Source organism: Schaalia naturae, assembly GCF_042665795.1.
GTDB classification, from domain to species: Bacteria; Actinomycetota; Actinomycetes; order Actinomycetales; family Actinomycetaceae; genus Pauljensenia; species Pauljensenia naturae.
Window position 1 is genome coordinate 416,765 of the sequence record NZ_JBHTEF010000001.1, and the last position, 24,519, is coordinate 441,283.

Annotated in this window: 20 protein-coding genes; 11 read left to right on the forward strand and 9 right to left on the reverse strand. The window is 70.1% G+C overall.

Annotation, left to right across the window (positions count from 1 at the left end; genetic code table 11):
- From ACFQWG_RS01835 to ACFQWG_RS01865, 7 genes are all read left to right on the forward strand, one after another.
- The gene (locus ACFQWG_RS01835) at nucleotides 1-951 is read left to right on the forward strand and encodes a carbohydrate ABC transporter permease (protein WP_291495284.1); all 951 of its coding nucleotides are present in this window, start codon (nucleotides 1-3) and stop codon (nucleotides 949-951) included.
- On the forward strand, nucleotides 951-1,787 hold the full coding sequence (locus tag ACFQWG_RS01840; protein WP_291495423.1) for a carbohydrate ABC transporter permease: 837 nt from the start codon (nucleotides 951-953) through the stop codon (nucleotides 1,785-1,787). The genes ACFQWG_RS01835 and ACFQWG_RS01840 overlap by 1 nt, the downstream gene beginning before the upstream one ends.
- A complete protein-coding gene (locus ACFQWG_RS01845) occupies nucleotides 1,784-2,842 on the forward strand; it encodes a Gfo/Idh/MocA family protein (RefSeq protein WP_380971579.1) in 1,059 nt (352 codons plus the stop codon). Before ACFQWG_RS01840 ends, ACFQWG_RS01845 begins: the two co-directional genes overlap by 4 nt.
- The gene (locus ACFQWG_RS01850) at nucleotides 2,842-3,543 is read left to right on the forward strand and encodes an N-acetylmannosamine-6-phosphate 2-epimerase (RefSeq protein ID WP_380971581.1); all 702 of its coding nucleotides are present in this window, start codon (nucleotides 2,842-2,844) and stop codon (nucleotides 3,541-3,543) included. The genes ACFQWG_RS01845 and ACFQWG_RS01850 overlap by 1 nt, the downstream gene beginning before the upstream one ends.
- A complete protein-coding gene (locus ACFQWG_RS01855) occupies nucleotides 3,540-4,490 on the forward strand; it encodes an ROK family protein (protein ID WP_380971583.1) in 951 nt (316 codons plus the stop codon). The genes ACFQWG_RS01850 and ACFQWG_RS01855 overlap by 4 nt, the downstream gene beginning before the upstream one ends.
- Nucleotides 4,491-4,558: 68 nt before the next feature.
- On the forward strand, nucleotides 4,559-6,157 hold the full coding sequence (locus ACFQWG_RS01860; protein WP_380971585.1) for an ABC transporter permease: 1,599 nt from the start codon (nucleotides 4,559-4,561) through the stop codon (nucleotides 6,155-6,157).
- 14 nt (nucleotides 6,158-6,171) lie between these two features.
- Nucleotides 6,172-6,831: an ABC transporter ATP-binding protein gene (locus tag ACFQWG_RS01865; RefSeq protein ID WP_380971587.1), complete on the forward strand. Its 660-nt coding sequence runs from the start codon at nucleotides 6,172-6,174 to the stop codon at nucleotides 6,829-6,831.
- 100 nt (nucleotides 6,832-6,931) lie between these two features.
- On the opposite strand, the gene rfbC is transcribed toward ACFQWG_RS01865, so the two are convergent.
- Nucleotides 6,932-7,546, reverse strand: a complete 615-nt coding sequence (rfbC, locus tag ACFQWG_RS01870) for a dTDP-4-dehydrorhamnose 3,5-epimerase (RefSeq protein ID WP_291495297.1) — start codon at nucleotides 7,544-7,546, stop codon at nucleotides 6,932-6,934.
- Nucleotides 7,547-7,694: 148 nt separating this feature from the next.
- Between rfbC and rfbD the strand changes: the two genes are divergently transcribed.
- The 4 genes from rfbD to ACFQWG_RS01890 all read left to right on the forward strand — a co-directional run bounded on the left by rfbD (nucleotide 7,695) and on the right by ACFQWG_RS01890 (nucleotide 13,111).
- On the forward strand, nucleotides 7,695-8,561 hold the full coding sequence (rfbD, locus tag ACFQWG_RS01875; protein ID WP_380971589.1) for a dTDP-4-dehydrorhamnose reductase: 867 nt from the start codon (nucleotides 7,695-7,697) through the stop codon (nucleotides 8,559-8,561).
- Between the two features lie 9 nt (nucleotides 8,562-8,570).
- Nucleotides 8,571-9,815, forward strand: coding sequence for a mannose-6-phosphate isomerase, class I (gene manA / locus ACFQWG_RS01880; RefSeq protein ID WP_380971590.1), 1,245 nt, complete (start codon nucleotides 8,571-8,573; stop codon nucleotides 9,813-9,815).
- 154 nt (nucleotides 9,816-9,969) lie between these two features.
- On the forward strand, nucleotides 9,970-11,151 hold the full coding sequence (locus tag ACFQWG_RS01885; protein ID WP_380971592.1) for a cobalamin-independent methionine synthase II family protein: 1,182 nt from the start codon (nucleotides 9,970-9,972) through the stop codon (nucleotides 11,149-11,151).
- Between the two features lie 49 nt (nucleotides 11,152-11,200).
- Entirely contained in the window at nucleotides 11,201-13,111 is a 1,911-nt protein-coding gene (locus ACFQWG_RS01890) for an amino acid permease (RefSeq protein ID WP_380971594.1), read from the forward strand.
- 40 nt (nucleotides 13,112-13,151) lie between these two features.
- Here the strand turns inward: ACFQWG_RS01890 and ACFQWG_RS01895 are convergent, their stop codons facing one another.
- The 8 genes from ACFQWG_RS01895 to ACFQWG_RS01930 all read right to left on the reverse strand — a co-directional run bounded on the left by ACFQWG_RS01895 (nucleotide 13,152) and on the right by ACFQWG_RS01930 (nucleotide 24,368).
- The gene (locus ACFQWG_RS01895) at nucleotides 13,152-14,402 is read right to left on the reverse strand and encodes a PTS transporter subunit IIC (protein ID WP_380971595.1); all 1,251 of its coding nucleotides are present in this window, start codon (nucleotides 14,400-14,402) and stop codon (nucleotides 13,152-13,154) included.
- Nucleotides 14,403-14,406: 4 nt separating this feature from the next.
- Entirely contained in the window at nucleotides 14,407-15,408 is a 1,002-nt protein-coding gene (locus ACFQWG_RS01900) for a 2-hydroxyacid dehydrogenase (RefSeq protein ID WP_380976166.1), read from the reverse strand.
- A 5-nt stretch (nucleotides 15,409-15,413) separates the two neighbouring features.
- Entirely contained in the window at nucleotides 15,414-16,181 is a 768-nt protein-coding gene (locus ACFQWG_RS01905; RefSeq protein ID WP_380971597.1) for an SDR family NAD(P)-dependent oxidoreductase, read from the reverse strand.
- On the reverse strand, nucleotides 16,168-17,694 hold the full coding sequence (locus tag ACFQWG_RS01910; protein ID WP_380971599.1) for an FGGY-family carbohydrate kinase: 1,527 nt from the start codon (nucleotides 17,692-17,694) through the stop codon (nucleotides 16,168-16,170). The genes ACFQWG_RS01905 and ACFQWG_RS01910 overlap by 14 nt, the downstream gene beginning before the upstream one ends.
- Nucleotides 17,669-18,259, reverse strand: a complete 591-nt coding sequence (locus ACFQWG_RS01915) for a glycerol-3-phosphate responsive antiterminator (RefSeq protein WP_380971601.1) — start codon at nucleotides 18,257-18,259, stop codon at nucleotides 17,669-17,671. The genes ACFQWG_RS01910 and ACFQWG_RS01915 overlap by 26 nt, the downstream gene beginning before the upstream one ends.
- Entirely contained in the window at nucleotides 18,256-19,059 is an 804-nt protein-coding gene (locus tag ACFQWG_RS01920; protein ID WP_380971603.1) for a class I fructose-bisphosphate aldolase, read from the reverse strand. The genes ACFQWG_RS01915 and ACFQWG_RS01920 overlap by 4 nt, the downstream gene beginning before the upstream one ends.
- A 177-nt stretch (nucleotides 19,060-19,236) precedes the next feature.
- Nucleotides 19,237-20,091 (reverse strand): glycosyltransferase family 2 protein, encoded by an 855-nt coding sequence (locus ACFQWG_RS01925; protein ID WP_380971605.1) that lies wholly within the window; start codon nucleotides 20,089-20,091, stop codon nucleotides 19,237-19,239.
- A gap of 188 nt (nucleotides 20,092-20,279) precedes the next feature.
- Entirely contained in the window at nucleotides 20,280-24,368 is a 4,089-nt protein-coding gene (locus ACFQWG_RS01930) for a glycoside hydrolase (protein WP_380971607.1), read from the reverse strand.
- Between the last annotated feature and the right edge of the window lie 151 nt (nucleotides 24,369-24,519).

The following is a 24,519-nucleotide window of genomic DNA, read 5'->3' on the forward strand; positions in this document are numbered from 1 at the left end:
ATGTCCTCACGAATCGTGAGCGCCGCCCGTGGCCGGGTCGCCGACCCGGCCACGGGCCCCGCCCGGAACCGGCGCCGCGCCCGGACGCGGGGGCTCACCCTGCTCATCCCCGCGGCCGTGGTCATCGCGCCCTTCCTCCTCGTCATCGCGGGACTCGGCGTATGGATGTCGGTCCACGGCGAGCGCCTGAACGTCACCGGTTCCGCGGACACGTTCGTCGGGCTGGACAACTACGTCCGCGCCTTCTCCGACGCCACCCTGCGCCAGTCGATCCTCGTCACCCTCGTCTATGTCGTGGCCGCGGTGGCCGTCGAGATGGTGGTCGGCGTGGGTATCGCCCTGCTCATGCGGCGCCGGTTCCCCGGCAAGGGGATCGTGCGCGCGCTCATGCTCATCCCGATGGTCCTCACCCCGGTCGTCGCCGCGCTCACCTGGCGTCTCCTCATGGACCCCACCTCCGGGACGCTCAACTGGATCCTCGCGGGCCTCGGCCTGGGCGGGGACCACGCCTTCCTCTCCGACCCGCGCACGGCCCTGCCCGCCGTCATCCTCGTCGACATCTGGCAGAACACGCCCTACGTCATCATCATCGTGCTCGCCGGACTCGAGTCGCTCGATCCCGCGCCCTTCGAGGCGGCCTCGCTCGACGGGGCCGCGGGATGGACGATGCTGCGCCACATGACGCTGCCGATGCTCAGGCCCGTCATCGCGATCGCGATGCTGCTGAGAACGATCGACGCCGCGAAGACCTTCGCCCTGATCCAGACCATGACCCGCGGCGGCCCGGGGACGTCGACCATGGCCATCTCGAACTACGTGTACCGCACGGGGTTCCAGGTCTTCGACATCGGGTACTCCACCGCCCTGGCCCTGCTCACCTCCGTGGCACTCGTTGTCGTCATCTTCCCGGCCGCACGCCGGATGCTCGGGCTGGGGAAGGAGGCCTCGTGATGTCCTCCCATGGCTCCCGGCCCGGCCGGCTCGCGCGCGTCGCGCTCATCTACGTGTTCCTCGCCTGGTGCCTCGCGCCGATCCTGTGGCTGGTGTCGACCTCGCTGAAGTCCGACGTCGACGCCTTCTCCGAGACCCCCGTGTGGTTCTTCACCCCGCAATGGGGCAACTACCTCGACGCCTGGAACGACGGGTACATGGGCAAGGCGATGGCCGCCAGCGCGATCGTCGCCGTCGCCTCCAGCGTCATCGGGATCGTCTGCGGGCTCCCGCTGGCCTATTGGGTCACCCAGGTCCTGCCCACCGGGGCGCGCGCGGCCCGCCACGTCACCCTCTTCGTGCTGCTGCTCACCACCGTCCCGCCAGTCCTCGGACTGACCCCCCTGTTCAGGGTGTTCAACACCCTGGGAATCGGGCGGGGACCTGTGGGCATCACCCTCGTGCACAGCTACTACGCGGTGCTCCTGGCGTTCCTCATCCTGCGCTCCTTCCTCGAGTCCTTCCCGCGTGACGTGCGCGAGGCCGCCCTCGTCGACGGAGCGGGGGAGTGGCGCACCCTCGCGCAGTGCATCGCCCCCAACCTTGTCGGATCCATGTTCGCGACCTTCATCCTCGCGCTCATCCAGTCGTGGAACGAGTACCTCTACGCCCTGGTCCTCACCGGAGGGGACTACCAGACGGCGCCCGTGCGCGTGGCGTCGTTCTTCACCTTCGTCGGCACCAACTGGTCGACGCTCACCGCGGCCGGCGTCATCGGGACGCTGCCGATCATCCTGTTCGCCGTCCTCGCCCGCGACTACATGGCGCGGGGACTCTCCTATGGAGGCATCAAATGAACACCCCCACATCCGCAGGCCCGCTCAGGGTCGCCGTCGTCGGGCTCGGAGCCATCGGGCGGGAGCACGTCGACGTCTACGCCGCCAGCGCCCGCGCCGACCTCGTGGCCGTGGTCGACCCCCGGCCGGAGGCGGTCGCCGAGATCGCGGAACGCACGGGGGCGCGCGGGTTCTCCTCCGTCGAGGAGCTCCTGGATGCCGGAGGGGTCGACGCCGTGTCCCTGTGCACGCCGGACCAGCTCCACCATGCCGACGCGATTCGGCTGATCGGCGCGGGCGTGGACCTGCTGTGCGAGAAGCCCATCGCCACCGATCCGGCCGAGGCCGACGCGCTCGTCCTCGCCGCCGAGGCGTCCTCCTGCGTCGTCATGCCCGGTCAGACGCTTCGCTTCGAACCGCGCTACCACCGCGCCCGCGCGCTGGTCGCCTCGGGTGGCGTCGGCGAGGTCGCCCACGGATACCTGCGCCGCGACAACCTCACCTCCGTCGCCGACCGCGCCGGCGGGCGGACGTCGGTCGCCTTCTTCCTCGGCATCCACGACATCGACGCACTGCAGTGGATCACCGGGCAAAGGGTCGTCTCCGCCCAGGCCATGGCGAGCGGCGCGCTGGAACGCACCGGCTCCCAGTCCCAGGCGGTCCTGGCGACGCTGCGGCTCGAGGGCGGAGCCGTCGTCCAGATGGAGTCGGCGTGGAATCTGCCCGGGGACTACCCCACCGAACTCGACGCGCAGCTCCGGCTGGTCGGCTCTGCCGGCGTCGTGGCCGTGACGTCCTTCGACGCCGGCATGGAGGTGGCGAGCGGCGGATTCGCCCTGCCGATGACCGCGGGCGCCCCCCTCTACGGCATGGCCCAGGGCGCCCTCGCCGTCGAGATCGAGTCCTTCGTGTCGGCCTGTCTGACGCGCCAGGCTCCTCCCGTCTCGATGCGGGAGGCCGCCTCGGCCGTCAAGGTCGTCGTGGCCATCGAGGAGGCGGTGCGCACGGGACGCGTGGTCGACGTCGCCGAGGTCGCGTCCGCCCCCTCCGCTCCCGCAGAAGCCGGGACGCACTGATGGCGCTGGGGGAGGACATGGACAGGGCGCTGCGCGGGCGCCTCATCGTCTCCTGCCAGGCCTATCCCGGTGAGCCGATGAGAGACCCGCGCACGATGGCCCAGGTCGCGGCCTCAGTCGTGAGGGGAGGAGCCAGCGCCGTGAGGATCCAGGGGATCGAGGACATCCGCGCGACCACGGCCGTGGTGGACGTCCCCGTCATCGGCCTGTGGAAGGTCGGAGCCGAGGGGGTCTTCATCACCCCGACGCTCAAGCACGCCCTTGCCGTCGCCCAAGCCGGCGCCGACATCGTCGCGCTGGACGGGACGCGCCGGCCGCGTCCCGACGGGCTCGATCTGGCGGAGACGATCGCCGCGGTCAGGGAGCAGGCCGGGACGCCGGTCATGGCGGACTGCGGGTCCCTCGCGGACGCCGTCGCCGCCGCGGAGGCCGGCGCCGACCTGCTCTCCACGGCGCTGGCCGGCTACACCGGTGAGAGGCCGGCGTCGCCCGGCCCGGACCTGGACCTGATCGAGGCGATCACGTCCGCGACGGACGTGCCGGTGGTCGTCGAGGGCCGGATACGCACGCCCCTGGAAGCCGTCGAGTCGCTCCACCGCGGCGCCATGGCCGTGTGCGTGGGGACGGCGATCACCCATCCCCTGTCGATCACGCGGTGGTTCTGCGAAGCGCTCGCCCTGCCGGAGGGGGAGTCGGCATGAGCGGTCGCGTCGCGCTGGGAATCGACATCGGCGGGACCAAGATCCTCGCCGCTGTGGTCGAGACCGGCACGGGCGCGATCCTGTCTCGCGCGCGGGCGGCCACGCCGGCTGACCGAGGGCCCGCCGCAGTGGTCGACGCCGCGGCCGGAGCGGCCCATGTCGCCCTGGCCGAGGCCGACGCGAGCGTCACGGTGTGCGGGGTCGGCACCGCCGGGACGGTGGATCCCCGGGGCGTCATCTCCTCGGCCACGGACCTCCTGCCCGGATGGGCGGGCACCGATGTCGCAGGGGACCTCAGGCGGAGGCTGCGCCTGCCCGTGCGGGTCCTCAACGACGGCCACGCCACCGCCATGGGGGAGGCCGAGCTGGGTGCCGGGCGCGACGGGGAGGACGTCCTCGTGGTGGCGGTCGGGACCGGCATCGGCGCGGGCTTCGTCCACGGCGGCCACCTGGTGGCCGGGCCGCGGGGGTCCTTCGCCTCCGTCGGGCACGTCCTGGCGGACCCGCGCGGGCCGCGTTGCTCGTGCGGCGCGTCCGGACACCTCGAGGCGATGGCGTCGGGACCGGCGCTGGAGGCCGCCTACCGCCGACTCACAGGAGCCGGGCGTCCTCTCGTGGAGGTCCAGAGCCTCGCCGAGTCGGGCGACGAGCGGGCGCGCAGGGTCTTCGACGAGGGCGGCGCCGTGCTCGGAAGGACGCTGGCCGGGGCCGTCAGCCTTCTCGACGCGGACTCCGTCGTCATCGGCGGCGGCGTCGGGCAGGCCGGGGAGCTTCTCTTGGCGCCCCTGCGCGCCTCCCTGGCCGAGGCGATGGGGGACCGGAACAGGCCCGTGCGGGTGGACTCTGCCCGGCTGGGAGCCGACGCGTGCGTGATCGGGGCGGCCCTGTGGGCGGTCCGCCGCGGGGTCTCACAGTCAGTCCACAGCCCGTCCTCGCGAAGCGCATAGACGGCGCCGATAGCTTCTCCCGTGGCACGTCGCGGCATGTCATGGCACGTCAAGTCACGAGGAGAACCATGTGGGAGTACATCCGTCGGGGAATCACCCGGCGACGGAAGCAGACGCTCATCATCAGCATCGGGATGGCCCTCGCGGTCGCGGCCGTGGTCGTGGTCTCGTCGGCCTCGCGAGGAATCGCCCAAGCGCAGAACTCGGTGCTGGAGTCGGTCTACGGTGTCGGAACGGATCTGACCGTCACGGCCGCCGTCGGAGATCTCGGGGAGGCGCAGAGCGGTGAGGCCGGGCAGTCCGGTGGCCGCCAGCAGTTCGACTTCGGAGAGGGATCGGGGGAGACCGGCGACGACGGCGCCACGAGCCTGTCGACCACGCGGCTGAGCGTCGCGATGGGCACCTCCACCATGGACTCCGGCGTGCTGGACACCGTCTCCTCCGTCGAGGGCGTCTCCGCCGCCACCGGGACGCTCGCCCTCACCCAGATGGACTTCTCGGGCCAGGTCCAGCAGCAGGAGGACTCCGGCTCCACGGCTGACGGCACCACCGGGGACGGCGGAACGGACCAGGACAGCGCGCCCGGCGGCCAGGGCGGTCCCGGCTTCGGCGGCGGCTCGTTCTCCTTCGGGCAGACGACGATCCTCGGGGTGGACCCCTCGGCCACCGAGGTCGGCCCCACCACCGGGATGACCGTGTCGGACGGATCCCTGCTGAGCGCCGACGACGCGGACCAGGCCGTGGCCGTCATCTCGGCCGGCTATGCCTCCGACAACGACCTCGCAGTCGACGACACGGTCGCGCTGGGCAGCGACGCGACCGAGTTCACCGTCGTGGGCGTCCTGTCCGAGGAATCCTCCCAGGACGCGTCCGACATCTACGTCCCCCTGAGCCTCGCCCAACAGCTGGCCGATGAGGACGGGGCTGTGACCACCATCTACGTCAAGGCCGCCAGCGCCGACACCGTGGACTCCGTGGCCTCGGCGCTCGAGGACGCACTGCCCGACCAGACGGTGTCCACCCAGTCGGACCTGGCCAGCACCGTCACCGGCTCCCTGTCCTCCGCGGCCTCCTGGATCTCGGGGTTCGGCACCTGGCTGACCGTCGGGATCCTGGTCCTCGCATTCCTGCTCACCAGCCTGTTCACGATCTCCTCGGTGACGCGCCGCACCCGCGAACTCGGCACGCTCAAGGCGATCGGCTGGTCGAACGGGAGGGTCCTGGGCAACGTGGTGTCCGAGACCCTCATCCAGACCCTCATCGGGGGCCTGATCGGACTGGCCCTGGGCGTCGCGGCCATTCTCGGCGTCAACGCCGCCGGAATCACGCTCACGGGCAGCGCCGGGGGAAGCGGCGGCTTCCAGATGGGCGGTATGCCGGGCTCCTCCCAGCAGACAGGCGGCCCCCAGGCCCCCGGGGGCTCCGACCAGACGGCGCCCACCACCTCCGACGGATCCGGCCAGGGAGTCCCCGGCGGCGACGCGTCGGATGCGGCCGCGGACCAGGACGCCTCGGCAACCTCGACGACGCTCACGCTGGAGCCGTCGGCGATGACCCTCGGCCTCGCCCTGGGGGCAGGCCTGCTGGGAGGCGCGGTCGCCGGAGGAGCCGGCGCGATCGCCGTGAGCAGGCTCCGCCCCGCGGCGGCCCTGCGGAGCGTGGAGTGAAAGGGAGAGGACCGATGTACACGCTGACGAACGTCACCAAGACCTACCGCACCTCGCGGACCGTCACGGCACTGGACAACGTGTCGCTGGAGATCCCTGACGGCCAGTTCCTGGCCGTCAGGGGCAACACGGGCGGCGGGAAATCGACCCTCCTCCAGATGCTCGGCGGCCTGGACCGCCCGACCTCCGGCACGGTCGCGGTCGACGGGAAGGACATCACGACGGCCTCCGAGTCCGCGCTCACCCGTTTCCGCGCCACGGACGTGGGGATCGTCTTCCAGGGATTCAACCTGGTGTCCACGCTGACGGCCGCGCAGAACGTCGAGGCCGGCCTGGTGCCCCTGGGCGTGAAGGCGGGCGAACGCCGGGAGCGGGCGATCGACGCCTTGAGGGACGTCGGCCTGTCCGGGCGCGAGGACCATCTGCCCAGCGAGCTCTCCGGCGGCCAGCAGCAGCGTGTCGCCATCGCCCGGGCACTGGTCAAGCAGCCGAGGATCATCCTGGCGGACGAGCCGACCGGCAACCTGGACGAGGCGATGCGCGACGAGGTGATGGCGCTGCTCGAGAAGGAGTGGGAGCGCCTCGGATTCACCCTGGTGATGGTCACCCACGACTCCTCCGTCGCCGGGCGGGCCGAACGCCAGATCCGCATCACCTCGGGCCATCTGGCGTGAGCGCCTGATCCGGCCGGCGCGCGACCGCCCCCGCGGAGCGGACCCCGAGAGGTCCGTCCCGCGGGGGCCGCCCTCGTCGGGAGCTGACGCCTCTCGGTGCTCAGACCAGGGAACCCGTGAAGGCGAGGACGTCCTCGTGACGGGGGAGCAGTCCCTGCCGCTCGGCCTCCAGCAGGCTCGGCGCCTTCGTGTCCTTCTCGGAGAACAGCTGACGGAGCGGGGCGCCGCTGCGATCCTCGGTCGGCCACTCGACGCCCACCGTCGGGTCCAGGGGGTTGACGCCGTGCTCGCGGGCGGGCGCATACTGGGCGGTGCACAGGTACGTGACGACCGAGTCGTCCTCGAGCGCGCAGAACGCGTGGCCGAGCCCCTCCGACAGATAGATGGCGCGGCGGTCCACGTCGTCCAGCAGGACCGTGTCCCACCGGCCGAACGTCGGCGACCCCACGCGGATGTCCACTGCGACGTCCAGCACCGCGCCCTTCGGGCACATCACGTACTTCGCCTGGGAGGGGGGGACATCCGCGAAGTGGATGCCGCGGATGACGCCGGCGGCCGAGGTCGAGCAGTTCACCTGCTTGAGGGCCAGGGAGTGGCCCACGTGCTCGCGGAACTGGTCCTCCTTGAACATCTCCATGAAGTAGCCGCGGGGATCGCCCAACTGCTTCGGGGTGATCTCAAAGGCTCCGCTGACGGACAGTTCGCGCCATTCCATGCCGCTCTCACACTTTCCTCGGGTCCGATTCCCGGCGCAGGCGCCCAGGGAGACCGGGCGCGCGAGCCGATGCGGCGCCGCGTCCCGAAAGGGGCGGCACCGCCTGTCCCTCCCATTGTGCCCGATGCGGGCGGTTAGGATCGGAGCCATGACGTGGACGGTGACCGGCGCGGCCGGAATGCTGGGACAGGATTTGGTGGCTGCGGCCCGGGCGCAGGGGCACGAGGTGGTGGCCGTCGACCGGGACGAGCTCGACATCACCGACGCGGCGGCCGTGATGGACATGCTGGGGGAGCCCGGTTCCTCCGACGTCGTCATCAACGTCGCCGCCTGGACCCAGGTCGACTCCGCCGAGGAGAGGGAGCCGATGGCCTTCACGCTCAACGCCGTCGGCCCGCAGAACCTGGCGGCCGCCTGCGCGCGGTCGGGCGCCCGCCTCGTCCAGATCTCCACGGACTACGTCTTCCCCGGTGACGGCGCCGAACCCTACGGCGAGAACGACCTGCTGGCACCCCTGGGCGCCTACGGGCGCACCAAAGCGGCCGGCGAGTGGGCCGTGCGCTCAAGCGGCGCGGACTGGCTGATCGTGCGCACCGCCTGGCTCTACGGCGAGCACGGCACACCCTTCCCGAAGACCATGGGCCGCCTGCTGCGCGAGCGCGGGCACGTCGACGTCGTCACGGACCAGGTCGGCCAGCCGACCTGGACCGTCGACCTCACCGACCTCATCCTGCGCCTGCTGGCCGCGAACGCCCCGTCGGGCGCCTACCACGGGACGTCCTCGGGCCAGTGCTCCTGGTATGAGTTCACCCGCGCCATCGCCGTCTCCCTGGGCCTCGACCCCGAGGACACCGTCGGGCGGACCACTGCCGCCGCCTTCAAACGCCCGGCGCCCCGGCCCGCCTACTCCGTGCTGGGACACGACGCGCTGGCAGCGATCGGCGTGGCGCCCATCGGGGACTGGCGCGAGAGGTGGGAGGCCGCCGCCCCCGCCATCGTCGGCGAGACCGCCTGAGAGGGCCCCGTGGAACGTCTCATCGGCTGGCGCAAGGCCGACGACTGGGGGTCGCGCGGCTCCATCCCGGCGTTCCTGGGCCAGCCGGCCGACGGCCGTCCGCTCTCCGAGGTCTGGTTCGGCGGGCACCCCGACGGTCCGACGCTGATGGACCGGCCCGGCGCGGACCCAGCGGACGAGGAGACGCTCGCCGGATGGATCCGGGAGGACCCACGGGCGGCGCTGGGCTCGGGCATCGTCTACTCCTTCGGCTCGCAGCTCCCGTTCCTCATGAAGCTCATCGCACCCGCGCAGGCCCTGAGCCTGCAGGTCCACCCGACCAAGGAGATCGCGCGCGAGGGCTACCTGCGCGAGGACGTCCTGGGCATCGCGCGCACCGACCCTCGGCGCACCTACAAGGACATGAACCACAAGCCGGAGATGGTCTTCGCGCTCACGGACTTCGAGGCGTTGGTCGGGTTCCGCGTGCCGCGCAAGGCCCGTGAGCTGCTCCGCGGGCTCGAAGGGCCCCTGGCGGACTCCCTGCGCCGCCGGCTCAACCTCTCGACGGTGCGCGGGGGGCTGCGCTCGCTGGCGGCCTGGCTGTTCGACGAGGACTCGCTGGCCACGCCGCGGGCGGTCGCCGGGTTCTGCGAGCAGTGCGCCCAGCGCTTGGCGGAGGGGACGTCGCCCTCGGAGCGCACGGACCGCCTGGTGTCGGAGCTCGCCGTCACCCACCCGGGGGACCCGGGGATCCTGGTGGCCTTCCTCATGAACCCCGTGTCGCTGCGAGCCGGGGAGGTCGTCTACATCCCTCCCCGCCAGATCCACTCCTACCAGTCGGGGCTCGGCATCGAGGTCATGGCCGCCTCAGACAACGTCATCCGCGCGGGCCTCACCCACAAGTACGTCGACGCCGCACAGCTCGTGGAGATCACGGAGTTCTCGGCCCTGCCGCCCGTGCGCGTCGCGCCCGAGCATCCGACGGCGACGACCGACCGCTTCCTCGTGCCCGCCCAGGAGTTCAACCTGTCGGTCACGACGCTGGACGCCGCCGACGGCCGGGTCGTCGTGCCGGGGGAGGGGCCGAGGATCGTCATGGGGCTCGGCGGACGGGTGCGGCTGAGCGCCCACGGCTCGCCGGATCCCCTCACCGTCGGGCGCGGTCAGGCCGTGTTCGTTCCGGCCTCCGACCGGGAACTGAGCGCCGAGGCGTCGTCCGACGGGGATCGGCCGGCGGAGGCCGCCCGGCTCGTCCAGTGCGGCGTCCCGTGATCGGGGGCCCATCGCTCGCCGACTCGGGCTCCGGGCGGGGGATCACTGGACGGACCCGTCCGTCGCCGCGTCCCCGACCCGCATAGGGTGGGCCTTTGCAACGGCCGGGCGCACATCGGGCAGGCCGCCACTCGCGCCACCCCGAGGAGGACTGATGGCCATCCGCACCACACACGTCGGCTCGCTGCCGCGCACTCCCGAGCTGCTCGACGCCAACGCGCGCCGCGCGGAGATCGGCGATGAGGCCTTCGCGGGAGTCCTCCAGCGCGCCGTCGACCAGGTGGTCCGCCGGCAGCGCGACCTCGGCCTGAACGTCGTCAACGACGGCGAGTACGGGCACATCATGACCGAGTCCGTGGACTACGGGGCATGGTGGTTCTACTCCTTCTCGCGGTTCGGGGGCCTGTCGATGACCACCGACGGCCGGTTCGAGATGGCGCCGCCCGCCTCCGAGGGCGCCGTGCGCCTCGCGCCGTTCTCCCAGCGCCGCGACTGGGTGCGCTTCCACGACGCCTACACCGACCCCGACTCCGGCATCCACACGGCCCGAGCGAAGGCCACGGCCTTCCCCACGATCACGGGCCCGCTGACCTACATCGGGCAGGAGGCCGTGGCCCGCGACATCGCCGGGCTGACATCCGCACTGGCGGCCAACGGCCTGGACGTCTCGGACGGATTCCTCGCCGCCCTGTCGCCGGGGTCCGCGGCGCGCATCTCGAACGCCTACTACGCCAACGACGTCGAGGTCGTCGAGGCCTGCGCCGACGCCCTCCACGAGGAGTACAAGGCCATCACCGACGCGGGCCTCACCGTCCAGATCGACGATCCCTCGCTGGCCGAGGCCTGGGACCAGATCAACCCCGAGCCGGCCCTCGAGGACTACCGCGACTACATCCAGGTCCGCATCGACGCCATCAACCGGGCCCTGGAGGGCATCCCGGAGGATCAGGTGCGCCTGCACGTGTGCTGGGGCTCATGGCACGGGCCGCACACGACGGACCTCCCGTTCAAGGACTTCGTCGACAAGATCCTCCAGGTCCGCGCCCGCGGCTACTCCTTCGAGGCGGCCAACGCCCGCCATGAGCACGAATGGACGATCTGGAACGAGATCGACCTGCCCGAGGACAAGGTCATCATCCCGGGCGTGGTCACCCATTCGACCAACGTCGTCGAGCACCCCGAGCTGGTCGCCCAGCGCATCCGCCGCTTCACGGACGCCGTGGGCGCCGAGAGGGTCATCGCCTCCACCGACTGCGGTCTGGGCGGGAGGATCCACCCCTCCATCGCGTGGGCGAAGCTCGAGTCCCTGGTCGAGGGCGCCCGGCTGGCGGGCTGAGACCGCCATCCGCACCGCACCGACCACCCGTGAACGCTGAGGAGAGCCTGTGAGCCTGCTCGTCAAGAAGAGCTTCGACCAGGTCGAGGAGGACTTCGAGGACAAGGACCGGTCCCTCAAACGCGAGCTCGGCGTGTGGGACATCGCCGTCATGGGCGTGGCGGTGGCGGTGGGCGCCGGGATCTTCTCCGTCGGCGCGCAGGCGGCGGCGGAGTACGCGGGCCCCTCGGTCATCCTCTCCTTCGTCATCGCGGCCGTGATCTGCGGGCTCGCGGTGATGAACTACGCGGAGTTCTCCTCCTCGGTCCCGGTGTCGGGATCGGCGTACACGTTCTCCTACCTGTCGCTCGGGGAACTGGTCGCCTGGATCATCGGCTGGGACCTCATCCTCGAGATGCTGATGGCAGCCTCCGTCATCTCCGGATACTGGGGCATCTACCTGAGCAGCGTCTTCGAGTTCCTCCATGTCGATCTGCCCACCACCTTCGCGGTGGGCGGCGTGACGGTGGCCTGGCCTCCGGTCGTGATCGTCGCCTTCTTCACGACGCTGCTGGTCCTGGGCACGAAGCTCACCTCGCGCGTCAACAGCGTGCTCACCGTCATCAAGGTGTCCGTGACGATCTTCATCATCGTGGCCGGCGCCGCCTACATCGACGTGTCGAACTACTCCCCCTTCCTCCCGCCCGCCGAGCCCGCGACCGACGGGGCGGCCAGCGGCGTCCTCACTCAGAGCCTGCTGAGCCTGCTGTCGGGCGCGGAGCCGACGCGCTACGGCGTCTACGGCCTGTTCGGCGCCGCCGCCCTCGTGTTCTTCGCCTTCATCGGCTTCGACGTGGTCGCCACCACCGCCGAGGAGGCCCGGGATCCCCAGAGGACATTGCCCCGCGGCATCTTCGGGGGCCTCGCGCTCGTGTCGGTCCTCTACATCGCGGTCACCATCGTCGTCACAGGGATGGTGTCGTACCGGGATCTCGCCGCCACCGAAGACCCCAGCCTGGCGACCGCCTTCAAGCTGGTCGGCGCGAACTGGGCGGGCACCGCCATCACGATCGGCATCCTCATCGGCCTGACCACCGTCATCATGGTGCTCCTCCTGGGGCTGGCCCGCGTGATCTTCGCGATGAGCCGCGACGGCCTGCTGCCCCGGGGCCTTTCCCACACCTCCTCGCGCGGGACGCCCGCCCGGCTCCAGGTCGCCGGCGGCATCGTCGTCGCCGTCATCGCGGCCGTCGGCGACGTCGGCGTGCTCTCGGAGATGATCAACATCGGCACGCTCAGCGCCTTCATCGTGGTGAGCTTCTCCGTGCCCGTGCTGCGCAGGCGCTATCCCGACCTTCCGCGCGGGTTCCGCGTGCCCGGGTCGCCGTGGGTGCCGATCCTCTCGGGTGTTCTGTGCATCTGGCTGACGACGAACCTGGCCGTCGAGACGTGGCTGCGTTTCATCGTGTGGCTGATGGTGGGGCTCGCGATCTACTTCGGGTACTCGTACTCCCATTCCCGGGTGCGGCTGGAGGCGCACGCGCGCAATCCGCTCGCGGCACTGTCCCCGGACGGCGGCGCGGCCTCGCCGCGGTCGTCGGCGCCGGAGAGGGGCGGGTCCCGTCCAGCGCACGGCACCGCGACGCGGGTGGCCGGCGTGTTCATCGCGCTCGCCGTCGTCGCCGTCGCCTGCGAGGCGGCCGCCCTGATCAGCGGCGTCCGGAGCGCCGAGGCGATGCCGGTTCCGCTGGTGTGGGGCCTCATCCTGGCCGCGGTGCCGGGCGTGGCGGTGGCGCATCGCGCGCTGCGCCGCGCCGACGCCGTCGAGCGCGAGTGGGACCTCCTCTCCGAGGGGGATCGCCCGGCGGAGGCGGCCGCGGGCGTGGCCGTCCGCACCCCGCTCGCGCTGCTGTCCGCGGGATACGCCACGATCGCCATCGCCGTGGTCATCGGCATCGTCCACGCGGTGGAGGTGCTCTGACCTCCGCGGGACCGGTCCCTTCCCATTGTCGCCGACGGCCTCAGAACAACGCGGCGAGCCGGATGATGAGCCAGCCGATGGGGGTCGTCGCCCCTCCGACGAGGTTCGTGATCTCGTTGGCGCCATCGGGGATCGTGATCCCGGAGGTCGCGGCCGCTCCCGTGAACCATGGCGCGATGTCCGAGCCCGCGTACATGATGAGGATCAGGGCGAGGGTGCCGGTGATCAGCATCCGGAACATGTTCCGTTTGCAGAACGGCGTCACCAACGCCATGAGGAACATCAACGAGGGAAGGTCGACGAACGGCAGCACCTTGTTCCCCGGGAGGACGAACGCCAGGAGCAGCGCGATGGGGATGAGCAGGACGCCGGTGGCCAGCACCGAGGGCTCGCCGATCAACAGCGCGGTGTCCATGCCGAAGTAGAACTCCCGGTTCGGGAACCACTTCTTGAGGCGGATCTCCGCGCCGTCGCGAACGGTGGTGAGGCCTTCGATGAGGATGTCGATCATCTTGGGGAGGATGAACATCGACGCGGCGACGTCGACGCCGAGGATGACGGCCTCGCCCGGGCCGTATCCCGCTCCGAATCCCATGAGGACGCCGAGGACCAGGCCGATGACGAGCGGCTCGCCGAGCACTCCGAAGCGCTTGGAGATCGACTCGGGGTTGAAATCGATCCTGCGCAGGCCGGGCGTGCGCTCGACGGCCCAGTTGACCGCGATGCCGATGGGAACGAAGTTCAGGCAGGTGAAGTGCGGAAAGGAGACGCCCTTCAAGTTGTACTGCTTCTGCACGAACGGCGCGATCAGGTCCCCGACGACCAGCGCGAGGACGAAGGCCGCCACGCAGGCGCCGACTCCCACCCAGAAGGACCCGGAGGCGCTGAAGGCGACGGCTCCCACCAGGAGGAAGATCCAGTAGTTGAAGATGTCGATGTCGACCGTCTTCGTGATGCCGAGGACCAGGAGAAGCAGGTTGAGGGCGAGGAAGACGACCACGACGACGGGCACCAGCGGCGATCCCCAGCCGATGGTCGAGGCCGTGCCCCATCCGACGTCGAGGACGGTCAGGTTGAGACCCAGTCGGTCGACCATGAGCTTCGTGGCGCCGCTCAGGGAGTCCAGGAGGAACCCGATGACGAGGTTCACGCCCACGAAGCCGACCCCGACGAGCATGCCCGCCTTGAACGCCTTGCCGACGCCCAGGCCGAAGACGAGGCCGATGACGAGGAACAGGATGGGCATGAAGACGGGTGCGCCCAGGCCGATGACGGCATTGATGACGCTCATGGGTTCACTCTCCCCTCAAGGCGTCGAGGACCCGGGGCGCGAGGAGGCGCGGCGTCTTCTTGAACGCGTCGATGGTCGATCCGGCCAGGTGGGCGGTGAGCGTCACGTTCCTCAGCGTGAGGAACGGGCTGTCGGGAGGCAGCGGCTCGACGTCGAAGGTGTCGATGGCGGCGCCTGCGAGGCGTCCGCCCTGGAGCGCCTCGATGAGGGCCTCCTCGTCGACGAGGCCGGACCGGGCGGTGTTGACCAGGATGGCCTTCGGGCGCATGACGGACAGGACCTCTCGGGAGACGAGGCGATGGGTCTGCGGCGTCAGCCTGGCGTGGACGCACAGGATGTCGGATGCCGCGGCGAGTTCCGTCAGATCGGTGTAGCGGTCGAACCCGTCCGCTTGGGGGACCATCGGGTCGAAGTAAGCGACGGTCGCGCCCATCACCCGGACGAATGACGCGACCCTGCGTCCGATCTGGCCGAGGCCGACGATGCCCACGGTCTTGCCCTCGATCTCGGGGACCGCGGAGCCGTTCGGGAAGTCGCGGTCCCAGGATCCTCGGCGCAGGTTGGCGTCGGAGCGCGCGATGTTGCGCGTCTCGGAGAGGATCATCCCGAGTGTGAACTCCGCGACCGCCTCGGCGTTGCGGCCCGGCGTGTTGATCACCTGGATGCCGTGGGCGGCCGCGGCCGCGCGGTCGACGTTCTCCGTGCCTCCTCGGAGGACGCCGATGACGCGGAGCCGCGTCCCCCTCTCGATCACCGAGGCCGGGACCGGGCAGAACTGCGTGATGACGGCGTCGAACCGCCCGATGTCCTCGAAGATGTCGGCGGGCGGCTCGACGGCTTCCGGGCCTGCCTGCTCGATGCGGAGGTTGTCGGCCTGGAGGGCGTCGATCGAGTCGTGACGCCATCTCCGGATCTCGGCCGCCTCGGCCAACGGGGGAGTCGCGGCGAGCCCCTCCGCGAGATAGCCCTCCGGGATGAGGTCGTCCGCGATGCACAGGATTTTCATCTCACTCACCTCATGAGCATTCCGCCGGTGGCGTCGATGGTCGCCCCGGTCATGTAGTCGCTGTCGGGGCCGAGCAGGAACAACACCACCGGGGTGATGTCCTCGGGCGTCGCGATGCGCCCGAGGGGGATCCGGCTCAGGTAGTAGTCCTTCCTCGTCGCGATCGAGTCGTGGACCATGTTGCTGTCCATCATTCCGAGGGCGACACAGTTCGCGGTGACGCCGCATCCGGCCGTCTCGCGCGCCAGGGACACCGTCATCGTCACCAGGGCCGCCTTCGATGCCGCGTAGTGGGCGTGCCCGGTGGTCGAGCCGTGGAACGCCGCCTGGGAGGTGATGTTGACGATCTTGCGTGTCAGCGCCGGCCTCTCCTGGCGGATCATCCGCTGGCACAGCAGGAACGGCGCCCGGCAGTTCACCGCGAAGGTCCGGTCCCAGTCGTCGACGGGGATGTCGGCGAAGCCCCCGCTCGGCCAGATGCCGGCGTTGTTGACCAGGAGGTCGATGCCTCCCAGATCCGATCGAGCGCTGTCGAAGAACTCGCGCACCGCTGTGGCGTCCGCCAGGTCGACGCCGTAAGCGAGGGCGCGCTCGGCACCGAACTCGCGCACGAGCGCCTGCGTCCCGTCGACGTGTCCGCCCGGGCGGTGCGACATCGCCACCGAGGCGCCCTGGTCGAGGAGCTGCCGGCAGATCTCGCGTCCGAGGCCGGTGGCGGCGCCGGTCACGAGGGCGCGTCGGCCCAGGAACCGTCCTCGCTCACTCGGCGGCATGGCGACCGGCCTCCTTCTGAAGGGCTTCGTTCCACGCCCCGTACCTGTCGGCGTAGAGCGCGGCCTTGGAGGGGTCCGGTGTGAACTCCTCGTATCCCGGGGACATCTCCTTGGCCGCCTCCGCGATGCCCGAGTACTCCCCGATCATCGCGGCGGCCGCCATGGACGTCCCCAGAGTCCCGGCCTCTTTGACCTCGACCACCTGGAGCGGACGTTGCATGGCGTCGGAGAACATCTGCGTCCACTGGGGGCTGTTGGCGACCCCTCCTGTGAACACGGCCTCGCCGGGGAGCTCCTGGAAGCGTTCGAGGCGGCGGATGTGGTCGAGATGGGAGAACGCGATGCCCTCGTACACCGCGCGCAGGATGCGGGGGAGGGCGGTGGAGGCCTCCAGGCCGGAGAGCATTCCCCTCAGGGTGGGGTACTTCGATGTCCCGAACACGAAGGGGAGGAAGACCGGGACCCTTCCCGCCTCCGTCTCCGGGTCGAAGACGAGGCGATCGACCGAGGCGTACAGGTCCCGGCGCTCCGGAGCGGCCGCGCCGGCCAGGCGGGCCGCCGGGTCGAGAATGTTGTTGATGAACCATTCGAAGACGCCGGCCGAGGTCGGCGAGCCCTCGGTGATCAGCCAGGAGTCCGGAGTCGGGTAGATGGAGGTCATGAACAGGTCCCGGTCGATCACCGGAGCGCTGCTGACATACTCGTTGATCGACCATGTCCCCGTGACGATGGCCAGGCGGTTCTTCTCCACGAGGCCGGAGGCCAGCGCCGAGGAGGCGATGTCGAAGACGCCGCCCGCGACGGGCGTGCCGGCCGACAGGCCGGTCTCCCGGGCCGCGGCCTCGGTGACGGTGCCCGCCTGCTCCGCCGAGCCGACGACCGGAGGCAGCAGGCCCTCCAAGTCCCCGATGCCATAGTAGTCGAGGATCGCCGGGTCATAGCGCCGTTCCCGCACATTGAACAGGCTCGTTCCGGAGGCGTCGGAGAGATTGGCCGTGGGCCGCCCCGTCAGGCGCATTCGGACGAACCCGGATGCCAGCAGGGCCCATCGCGCCTTCACGAGGGCCTCCGGCCGGTGCGCCTTCAGCCAGGCGAGCAGCGCCGGCGGCTGGCCCGCCCACAGCGACTGGGCGGTCCGGGGAAGGATGTCACGGGCGAAACGCGGGTCTGCGACCCATCGCTCGATGAGGGCCTCGGCCCGTTCGTCGGTTGAGATGATCGCGTCGCAGGTCGGTCTGCCGTTCGCGTCCACCAGGTAGAGCCCGTTGCCGTGGCCGGTCGCGGAGACCGCGGCGACGTCGCGTCCCTCCGCTCCTGCCGCCGAGAGGACGCGCCGGATCGCCGTGACGTTGGAGGACCACAGCGCCTCCATGTCCCGCTCGGTGCAGCCGCCCCCCGATGACCGCAGCGGGACGTTGTCGCCCGGACGGGCCGCGATCAGCGTGCCGTCCATCGCGTACAGGGCGGCCTTGGTGACGCTGCCCCCGTCATCGATTCCGAGGATGTATTTCATTCGACTCACTCCACATTGAGTTGGTGCTGGTTGTTGCTCCGTCGAACCCGGCGGCCCGCACCTGAGCGAGCCGTTCGGGCGTGTTGATGAATCCGCCGGCCAGGATCTCCTTGTCTGCGAGGATCCGGCGGATCTGCGGCTCGACCTCGATGGCGGCGGGTGCGGGAAGCAGCTCGACGCCGTCGCCGGAGAAGGACCTCAGCGCATCCACTGCCGTGCACACGGAGCGCGAGTCCATCAGGGACACACGGAAATACCGCCTCATCCCCGACTTCTTCGCCAGGGCGATCGTCGAATGGGATGAGGTGAAGACCCCGTCGACGTCGAATTGGTTGCGCAGCAGGAGCAGTCCCTCGGCGTCGGCCTTGAAGCCGCCGATCAGGTCGGACTGGACGAGGACGTGCTTCCCCGCGTCATGCACCTTGCGCGCGATCGCCGCGAGGTTCCCGATATGGACGTTGGAGAGGAGGATGTCGGCGGACGGGCTGGCGACGGCGGAGTCCAGGGATCTCAGGTCGCGCACCGACGGGATGACCCGCCATGACGGCGTTCCCACCGGGCTCACCGGTCCTTGTAGATGGCGAGGGCGTCTCCGACTCCCGCACCGCGGTGGATCAGCGCGGCGAGGGCGGCGACCTTGGCCACGGGGTCGGGGTCGTCGACGACGTTGCGGCCCACGGCGATTCCGCTGGCTCCGCGGTCGAGGCACCGGGAGACGTACTCCAGGTAGCCGACGAGATCGGTCCTGGGGCCTCCCAGGGCGACGACGGGGACATGGACCGACGAGAGGATTCGCTCATCCGCCTCTGTGCCGGACAGCCTCGTCTTGATGAGGTCGGCTCCCAGTTCCTCGGCGAGACGCGCGGCGACGGCGACGTTCTCCGGGAGCGAGCCGGGGTCGTCCGTCCCGGCGTAGGAGTAGGGCAGGGACTCCACGATGAGCGGCATCCCGTACTCCGAGGACTCCCGGCGCAGGTCCTGGACCGCGGACTGGCATTCAGGAGCGCGCTCGGCCCCCGCGAAGGTCATGACCACGAGGGCGTCCGCGCCGACTCGGACGCCGTCGAGGGCGGAACTCACGATCTGCGTGCCGGGCACCGAGGCGTCGAAGACGTCGGTGGAGGCGTCGCACCGCAGGACGAGGGCCACGTCCCGCAGCTCGCGCGCCCGCGAGGACGCGATGCCGGAGGGGACCAGGACGGCGTCGAGGCCGAGTCCCGCCATCTCGGGGACGGCATCGACCGACCGGTCGACGTTGACCGCCCTGGCGCTGAAGCTGTGGGCGTCGAGGGCGAGCATGAAGCTGCGTCCGTCAGGCGCCACGAGGCGGCGCATCCGCCGCTCGGAAACCGCTGGAATCGACATCGATTCTTCCTCTCCTCATGAGGCTTGCCGCGTTCGCGCGAGCCGGACACGAAAAAACGCCCATTGCTCCCTTCCGGGGGCAATGAGCGTTCGAAGCGCTAGCTCACAGGTCTGTTGTTGTGGACATCACAGTAGCGACCGGGCCGGCCGGTGTCAACGCTCCCGGCGCGAGCGGTGTCAGCGGCGCGCGCGGGCGGTGGCGACCCTGACCACCGCCGCCATGCCGCCGTCACCGAAGCTCGCGCGATCGAGCGCGAGGCCCGGGGCGTCGAGGGCGGCGAGCTCCCATTCGCGCAGGTGCGCGGACGAGAGGGCGTCCAGGGCGACGAGGGCCTCCCGGGCGTGGTCGCGGTAGAGCCGCGAGTGACGGTCGACGAGGCGCCCGAACAGCTCGGAACGGCGTCCCATGCTTGTGACATTCGACGAGGCCGGTGCGGTCCGGTACTCGATGAGCGGTTCGGGCACGATCTCGATGCGGCCGCCGTCGGCCAGGAGCGTGAGGAAGAAGTCCCAGTCCTCGAAGCCCGAGCGCATCTGCTCGTCGTAGCCGGGCGTCGCCGCCCAGGCGTCGCGGCGCAGGGTCACGGTCGCGGGGCAGGCGTTGCGGGCGAGGAAGGCGGTGGCGTCACCGCCCGGGGGAGCCACGAGCGCGTGGGCGGTGCCGAACATGCGCATCCACGACGAGGCTCCGAGCACGTCCGGATCGGCGTCGAGGGAGGCGACGGTGCGCTCGAGGAACTCCGGGGCCAAGCGGTCGTCTCCATCGAGGACCGTGACGTACCGGCAGTCGGCGCACTCGGCCAGGCCCCGGTTTCGCGCGGCCGAGACGCCGCTGTTGGGCTGGTGCACAACGATGACACCCGACCGCGCGGCGAGAGCGTCGAGGACGCGCACGGAGCCCGGGTCCGCGCTCCCGTCGTCGACGACCAGGACTCGATCGGGGAGCAGGGTCTGCGCCTGGACGGAGTCGACGGCCTCGCGGATCATGCCGCCCTGGTCGAAGGCGGTGACGAGGACTCCGAGACGCGGCATGACGACGACGGTAGCGCCAGAGGACGGTCCGATACGGGCATTTCGCCCGGCGGGCCCCGCGGACCGTCGGCGTGTCGGGGATGCTGTGATGCCGTCCGGATGGGTGGGGAGCCCTCGTCAGCGGGAGGGAGGGCCGGGGCCGCACAGCGTGGTGTGCGCGACCCCGGCCCGGAGTTCAGCGGCCGAGATCAGCGCTCAGACTCCCCGCGGCGCCGGGACCGGGTGCCAATGGACGCCAGACTCAGCAGCACGGCGAACCCCGCGACGGCCATCGCAGGACCGGCGGAGGAGCCCGTGGCGGCGAGGCCGCCCGTCGAGGCGTTCCCGCCGGCCGAGGCCACAACGCCGCCGGAGGAGGGCGCGTCTGTCCCGCCCGACGACGGGTTCTGCGACGGCGCCGGCTCGGTCGGCGCCGCCACCATCACCTGAAACCGGGCCGTGAACCCGGCGTAGCCGACGGACACCCACTGCTTGCCGACAACTGACGGAGCGAAGCCCGACACCGTGAGGTCATGCTCGGCGATGTCGTGACGGGAACCATCCTCATGGATGCCCTGGACCGCCAGTCCGTCAAGGTCGAGCTCCTCACCCTGCGTGTAACTGACCTGGGACGGCGGCGCCGCGATCTCGATGCCGACCAGCGGTGTGCCCTCGAATGACAGGGCGTACGTCCGTGAGGCCGAGCCGTCGGCCGAGGTCACGGTGATCGTCGCGGGCGATTGGCCGGTAGCCTGGACGACCTCGACGTCGGCCGCCTGGTCGAGGGGCACTGCCTGCACCAGGGGGTAGCCGGTGGCGTCGGGCGGAAGCGGTGACGTGTACTCGTCGACGTCTGGATCGAAGCCTTCGACCGAGGCCCCGCCAATGCGCAGATCGGCCAGATCAGCCGTCGACGCCGGTGCGGGATTCGCCAGGTCGGGGACGAAGATCTCGATCTCTGACACGGAGATGTAGGTCTTTTCAGGCCGCAGCGTGTTGGTCAGGCGCACCGCAGTGGCCTCCCCCGGTGCCGCTGAGGGTGAGGCGGCAGCTCTCTTCTCGCTATCCGCCGAGCACGCGATGTCGACTACCGGCGCCGATGCGTCGGCCTCCGACAGGTCCTCGCTCCCGCAGGTGTGCCAGGCGCCGTCCGTCGACTGGTACTCGACGAGCAGGGTTGCAGGCCACGAGGCGCGCCCGTCGCGATAGTAGGACGTTGTGATGTGGGTGATCTGCTGCGGCGTCGAGAACGTCCACAGAGCCGTCTCGGGCCCTGGGCGGGTCGAGTTGCTCCAGGTCGTCCACGCTTTGTCCGACCTGTTGCCGTTGGTGAGGTCTGCCCGGGCGCGGGACGTGCCCGTTTCGGAATATGAAGGGGTGAATGAGCTCGCCTCAGGGGCGACGTTGCGTTCCCCGGCGGCGGTGACGAGGACGGCCAGGTTGGTGGGGAGCTGTCGCCCGTCGCCGGCGGAGGCCTGGCCGGGGAGGCGTGCAACGGAGCCGGCGTTGGAGAAGTCGGAGTCCGTGAGACCGCTGAAGTCCCAGGTGACGGGAATCTGGATGGGCTCGGATGTCCCGAGGCGGCCGCCGACATGGGTCGGGGCTGCGTTGCGGACCTGCTCAAGGGTGGAGCCCGCCGCGACGGTCACCGACGCTGGATCGGCGATCGTGAGGTCTCCGACGTGGAGTTCCAGCGCCGCCGTCACGGCGTTGCCGAACACGTCGGTCGCCTGACCGGGGATCTGGTAGGTGCCCGGCTGCACGATCGCCTGAGCCACGGCGTCGGCGTCCCATTCGACCGGAATCGGGGCGCCCTGACCCCAGCCGTATGTCGGGACGACGGTCGTGGGCAGGCTCGGTGTCGTGCCGCGGGGTGTCTGTACCCGTTGGAGGACGACGCCAGTGGACTCGACTGAGCGGAAGCGCCATTCCTGGCTGTCGCTCTTGTCCGAGAGGTAGAGCAAGGCATTGTCGGACGACAGGGCGGTCAGCCCGCTGACCAGCGTGTACGTGGAACCGTCGCGTGTGTTGAGATTCCACAGAGCCGTCGGATCCTGGGCGGCCGCAGTGAGGTCGGGATACTCGGTCAGAGCGACGGACGACCCATTGGCGGCGCCCGCCGCCGTCAGGTATCTCCCACTCGCGCGGTCCTGGATGACGTAGCGCTTAAGCGTCGGACGGTTGGCGGAGGGCACCTCGTGGAAGGTCCATTGCTGCTGACTGGCCTGCTCGGCCGTCCCGGCCAGGTCCGTCATCGACGCGGCGCTCGAGCCGGAGGCGACGTCGGACAGCGTCTTGACACCCGCATGGTCGGTGAGCTGGTACGTGCCGCCGTCGGCGAGGGCGGCTGCGTCCGAGGCGACACCGGAGACGCCGTCGACGACGATAGAGGAGATGGACTTGGCAGGCACGGTGATCGTCGCCGTCTTGGCGGCACGATCGACTTCGACGGCCTCGCCCTTGACGTTCCCGGTCGCGCGCAGGTTGGCGACCGTGGCAGCCTCGAGGCCCTGGGCCTGGATGTCTTTCGGCGTCTCCGTCGTCACGTACGGCGTCGCGGTGGCGCCCTCCGCGATGTCGGCGTACTTCGACAGGTCCACGACGACGGTCTGAGGTTTGGTGGAGTTGTTGGTGTGCACGACGGTCAGCGTCGAGCCGTCGGCCGATTGGGCGGTGAAGTTGTCGGCCGTCGACGAGTTGGCGATGACCGAATCGCCCGAGTGGATGAACTGCGTGTAGTTTCGAACGGCGTTGAACTTCGAATTCGCCAGAACGTGGCACGGCTGGATGCCTGTCATGGAACCGTTGTTGACGTCGACGCGGCGCTTCGAGTAGAGCTTTCCGTCCGCGCCTGTCACCGTGCAGTCAAAGTCGATGAAGACGGTGCCCCAGTTGAGGTTCTCGCCGGCGGGGTTCTGCCCGCTGTCGAGCTGCATGTTGTAGAGATCCTCGACGGCTTGCCACATGATGAAGTCATTCGACTCCAGGCTGTACACGTCGTTGTTGATCTTGTTGGCGAATCCCAGCCCGTTGCTGATGAGGAAGGGATTGAACGAGGAACCGGAGAAGTCCCCGTCCACCTCCGACATGGACACCGGCTTGTCCTCGCTCTTACCGAGGTCGCGCACATGCGTCTGCCCGTTGGTCCCGTAGCCGTGGACGTTGAGCTGTTCGACGACGTCCTTGGCAGCTTGGTCGTACTGCATGTACGAGTCGACCAGCTGTTGGGCGACGGAGGCGTCGGTTGCAGAGACAACCGTGTCGGCGTTGCCCGCCAGAGCCTCTCCCAGCGCCTTGAGCGCCAGCTGCTGGGTGGCGTTGGAGACGCGCATGCCCTCTTGGGGCTTCTTGAGGGCGGAGGTATAGGGGGTCAGACTGAGGTCTTTTCCGGTGAGTTCCGATGTGTAGCGGGAGATCAGCTCGTCGTTGGCATCGCCCGTTCCCACGTAGTCAGACGCCGTGGTCCCTGGCGTCGGCCAGTAGTTGGCCTCCGACTCGTTGAACGGCTCCACGGTGTCGAAGTTGACGCCTGTGCGCGATTCCAGGCCCGAGATGACGTGCGCTAGGTACTGGGCGAACTTCACGGTCGCCTGGGGATCGAGGTTGCTCACCGAGGCGTCGTCAATGCCCCCCGTTGCGTAGCCGCTCTCGGTCATGAAGTAGGGCGCGGAGTTGGCGAACGCCTCCCACACGTCGACATCGGGTGACCCGTCCGTCCCTTCCATGGCGCGGGCGAGCCACCATTGCTGGCTCGCGTCCTTGTCGAAGTCGTAGGAGGCGTCGTCCGCAGGGTCGAACGCCTGCAGCAAGGCCGCCCGATCGGCCTGTTTCGTCGTCGCGCCGGTGCCGGCCAGATAGCCCGTGCCGGTGGCGTCGTCACGCCAGTATCCGGGAACATTGGCGCCTTGGCGCATGAACGGATAGCTGTAGGCGACGTCGGAGGCGTTGCCTCCGCCGATGTTGTAGCGAGCGATGTTGAGATCGAGCCCGTCCGAGCCGAAGAGACTCTGGTAGAACTCCTCGCGCAGCGCTCTACCATACTGGTTGCCGTCCGCGCCGTACGACCCGGTCGCGTTCGCCAGCCACGCCAGGCTGGTGCCGAATCCCTTGAACTCGGAGACCTCGTACCACGGGTTCGGGGTGACGATGGTGGTGTCCGCCGCGGCCGTATCCCCCGCGGCCTGGGCGATCAGCGGGGGTCCCGCGACCAGGACCCCTCCTGTCAGCGCAATGGTCGCAGTGGCGATCGCCGCAGCGGTGCGGCGCCCCCCGCGGGCGATCCGTGTTCTAGTTGCCATGAATGTTCCTTCCTTGGTGATGGCCCTTCTCAACCGGTGTCTCGACGCACTGCCTGGTTACGCAACCAAATCCGCCCACCGATGCCGCGAACTCACAGGAGGGGATCGCGACGGGACCGGCACGGATCGGAGGCGCACGCCAGCGAGCGGC

Bases quoted from the DNA above. Each gene is read 5' to 3' on its own strand.
- ACFQWG_RS01835 (WP_291495284.1), top strand. From the start codon at position 1: ATGTCCTCACGAATCGTGAGCGCCGCCCGTGGCCGGGTCGCCGACCCG.
- ACFQWG_RS01840 (WP_291495423.1), top strand. From the start codon at position 951: ATGTCCTCCCATGGCTCCCGGCCCGGCCGGCTCGCGCGCGTCGCGCTC.
- ACFQWG_RS01845 (WP_380971579.1), top strand. From the start codon at position 1,784: ATGAACACCCCCACATCCGCAGGCCCGCTCAGGGTCGCCGTCGTCGGG.
- ACFQWG_RS01850 (WP_380971581.1), top strand. From the start codon at position 2,842: ATGGCGCTGGGGGAGGACATGGACAGGGCGCTGCGCGGGCGCCTCATC.
- ACFQWG_RS01855 (WP_380971583.1), top strand. From the start codon at position 3,540: ATGAGCGGTCGCGTCGCGCTGGGAATCGACATCGGCGGGACCAAGATC.
- ACFQWG_RS01860 (WP_380971585.1), top strand. From the start codon at position 4,559: ATGTGGGAGTACATCCGTCGGGGAATCACCCGGCGACGGAAGCAGACG.
- ACFQWG_RS01865 (WP_380971587.1), top strand. From the start codon at position 6,172: ATGTACACGCTGACGAACGTCACCAAGACCTACCGCACCTCGCGGACC.
- rfbC (WP_291495297.1), bottom strand. From the start codon at position 7,546: ATGGAATGGCGCGAACTGTCCGTCAGCGGAGCCTTTGAGATCACCCCG.
- rfbD (WP_380971589.1), top strand. From the start codon at position 7,695: ATGACGTGGACGGTGACCGGCGCGGCCGGAATGCTGGGACAGGATTTG.
- ACFQWG_RS01885 (WP_380971592.1), top strand. From the start codon at position 9,970: ATGGCCATCCGCACCACACACGTCGGCTCGCTGCCGCGCACTCCCGAG.
- ACFQWG_RS01895 (WP_380971595.1), bottom strand. From the start codon at position 14,402: ATGAGCGTCATCAATGCCGTCATCGGCCTGGGCGCACCCGTCTTCATG.
- ACFQWG_RS01900 (WP_380976166.1), bottom strand. From the start codon at position 15,408: ATGAAAATCCTGTGCATCGCGGACGACCTCATCCCGGAGGGCTATCTC.
- ACFQWG_RS01905 (WP_380971597.1), bottom strand. From the start codon at position 16,181: ATGCCGCCGAGTGAGCGAGGACGGTTCCTGGGCCGACGCGCCCTCGTG.
- ACFQWG_RS01910 (WP_380971599.1), bottom strand. From the start codon at position 17,694: ATGAAATACATCCTCGGAATCGATGACGGGGGCAGCGTCACCAAGGCC.
- ACFQWG_RS01920 (WP_380971603.1), bottom strand. From the start codon at position 19,059: ATGTCGATTCCAGCGGTTTCCGAGCGGCGGATGCGCCGCCTCGTGGCG.
- ACFQWG_RS01925 (WP_380971605.1), bottom strand. From the start codon at position 20,091: ATGCCGCGTCTCGGAGTCCTCGTCACCGCCTTCGACCAGGGCGGCATG.
- ACFQWG_RS01930 (WP_380971607.1), bottom strand. From the start codon at position 24,368: ATGGCAACTAGAACACGGATCGCCCGCGGGGGGCGCCGCACCGCTGCG.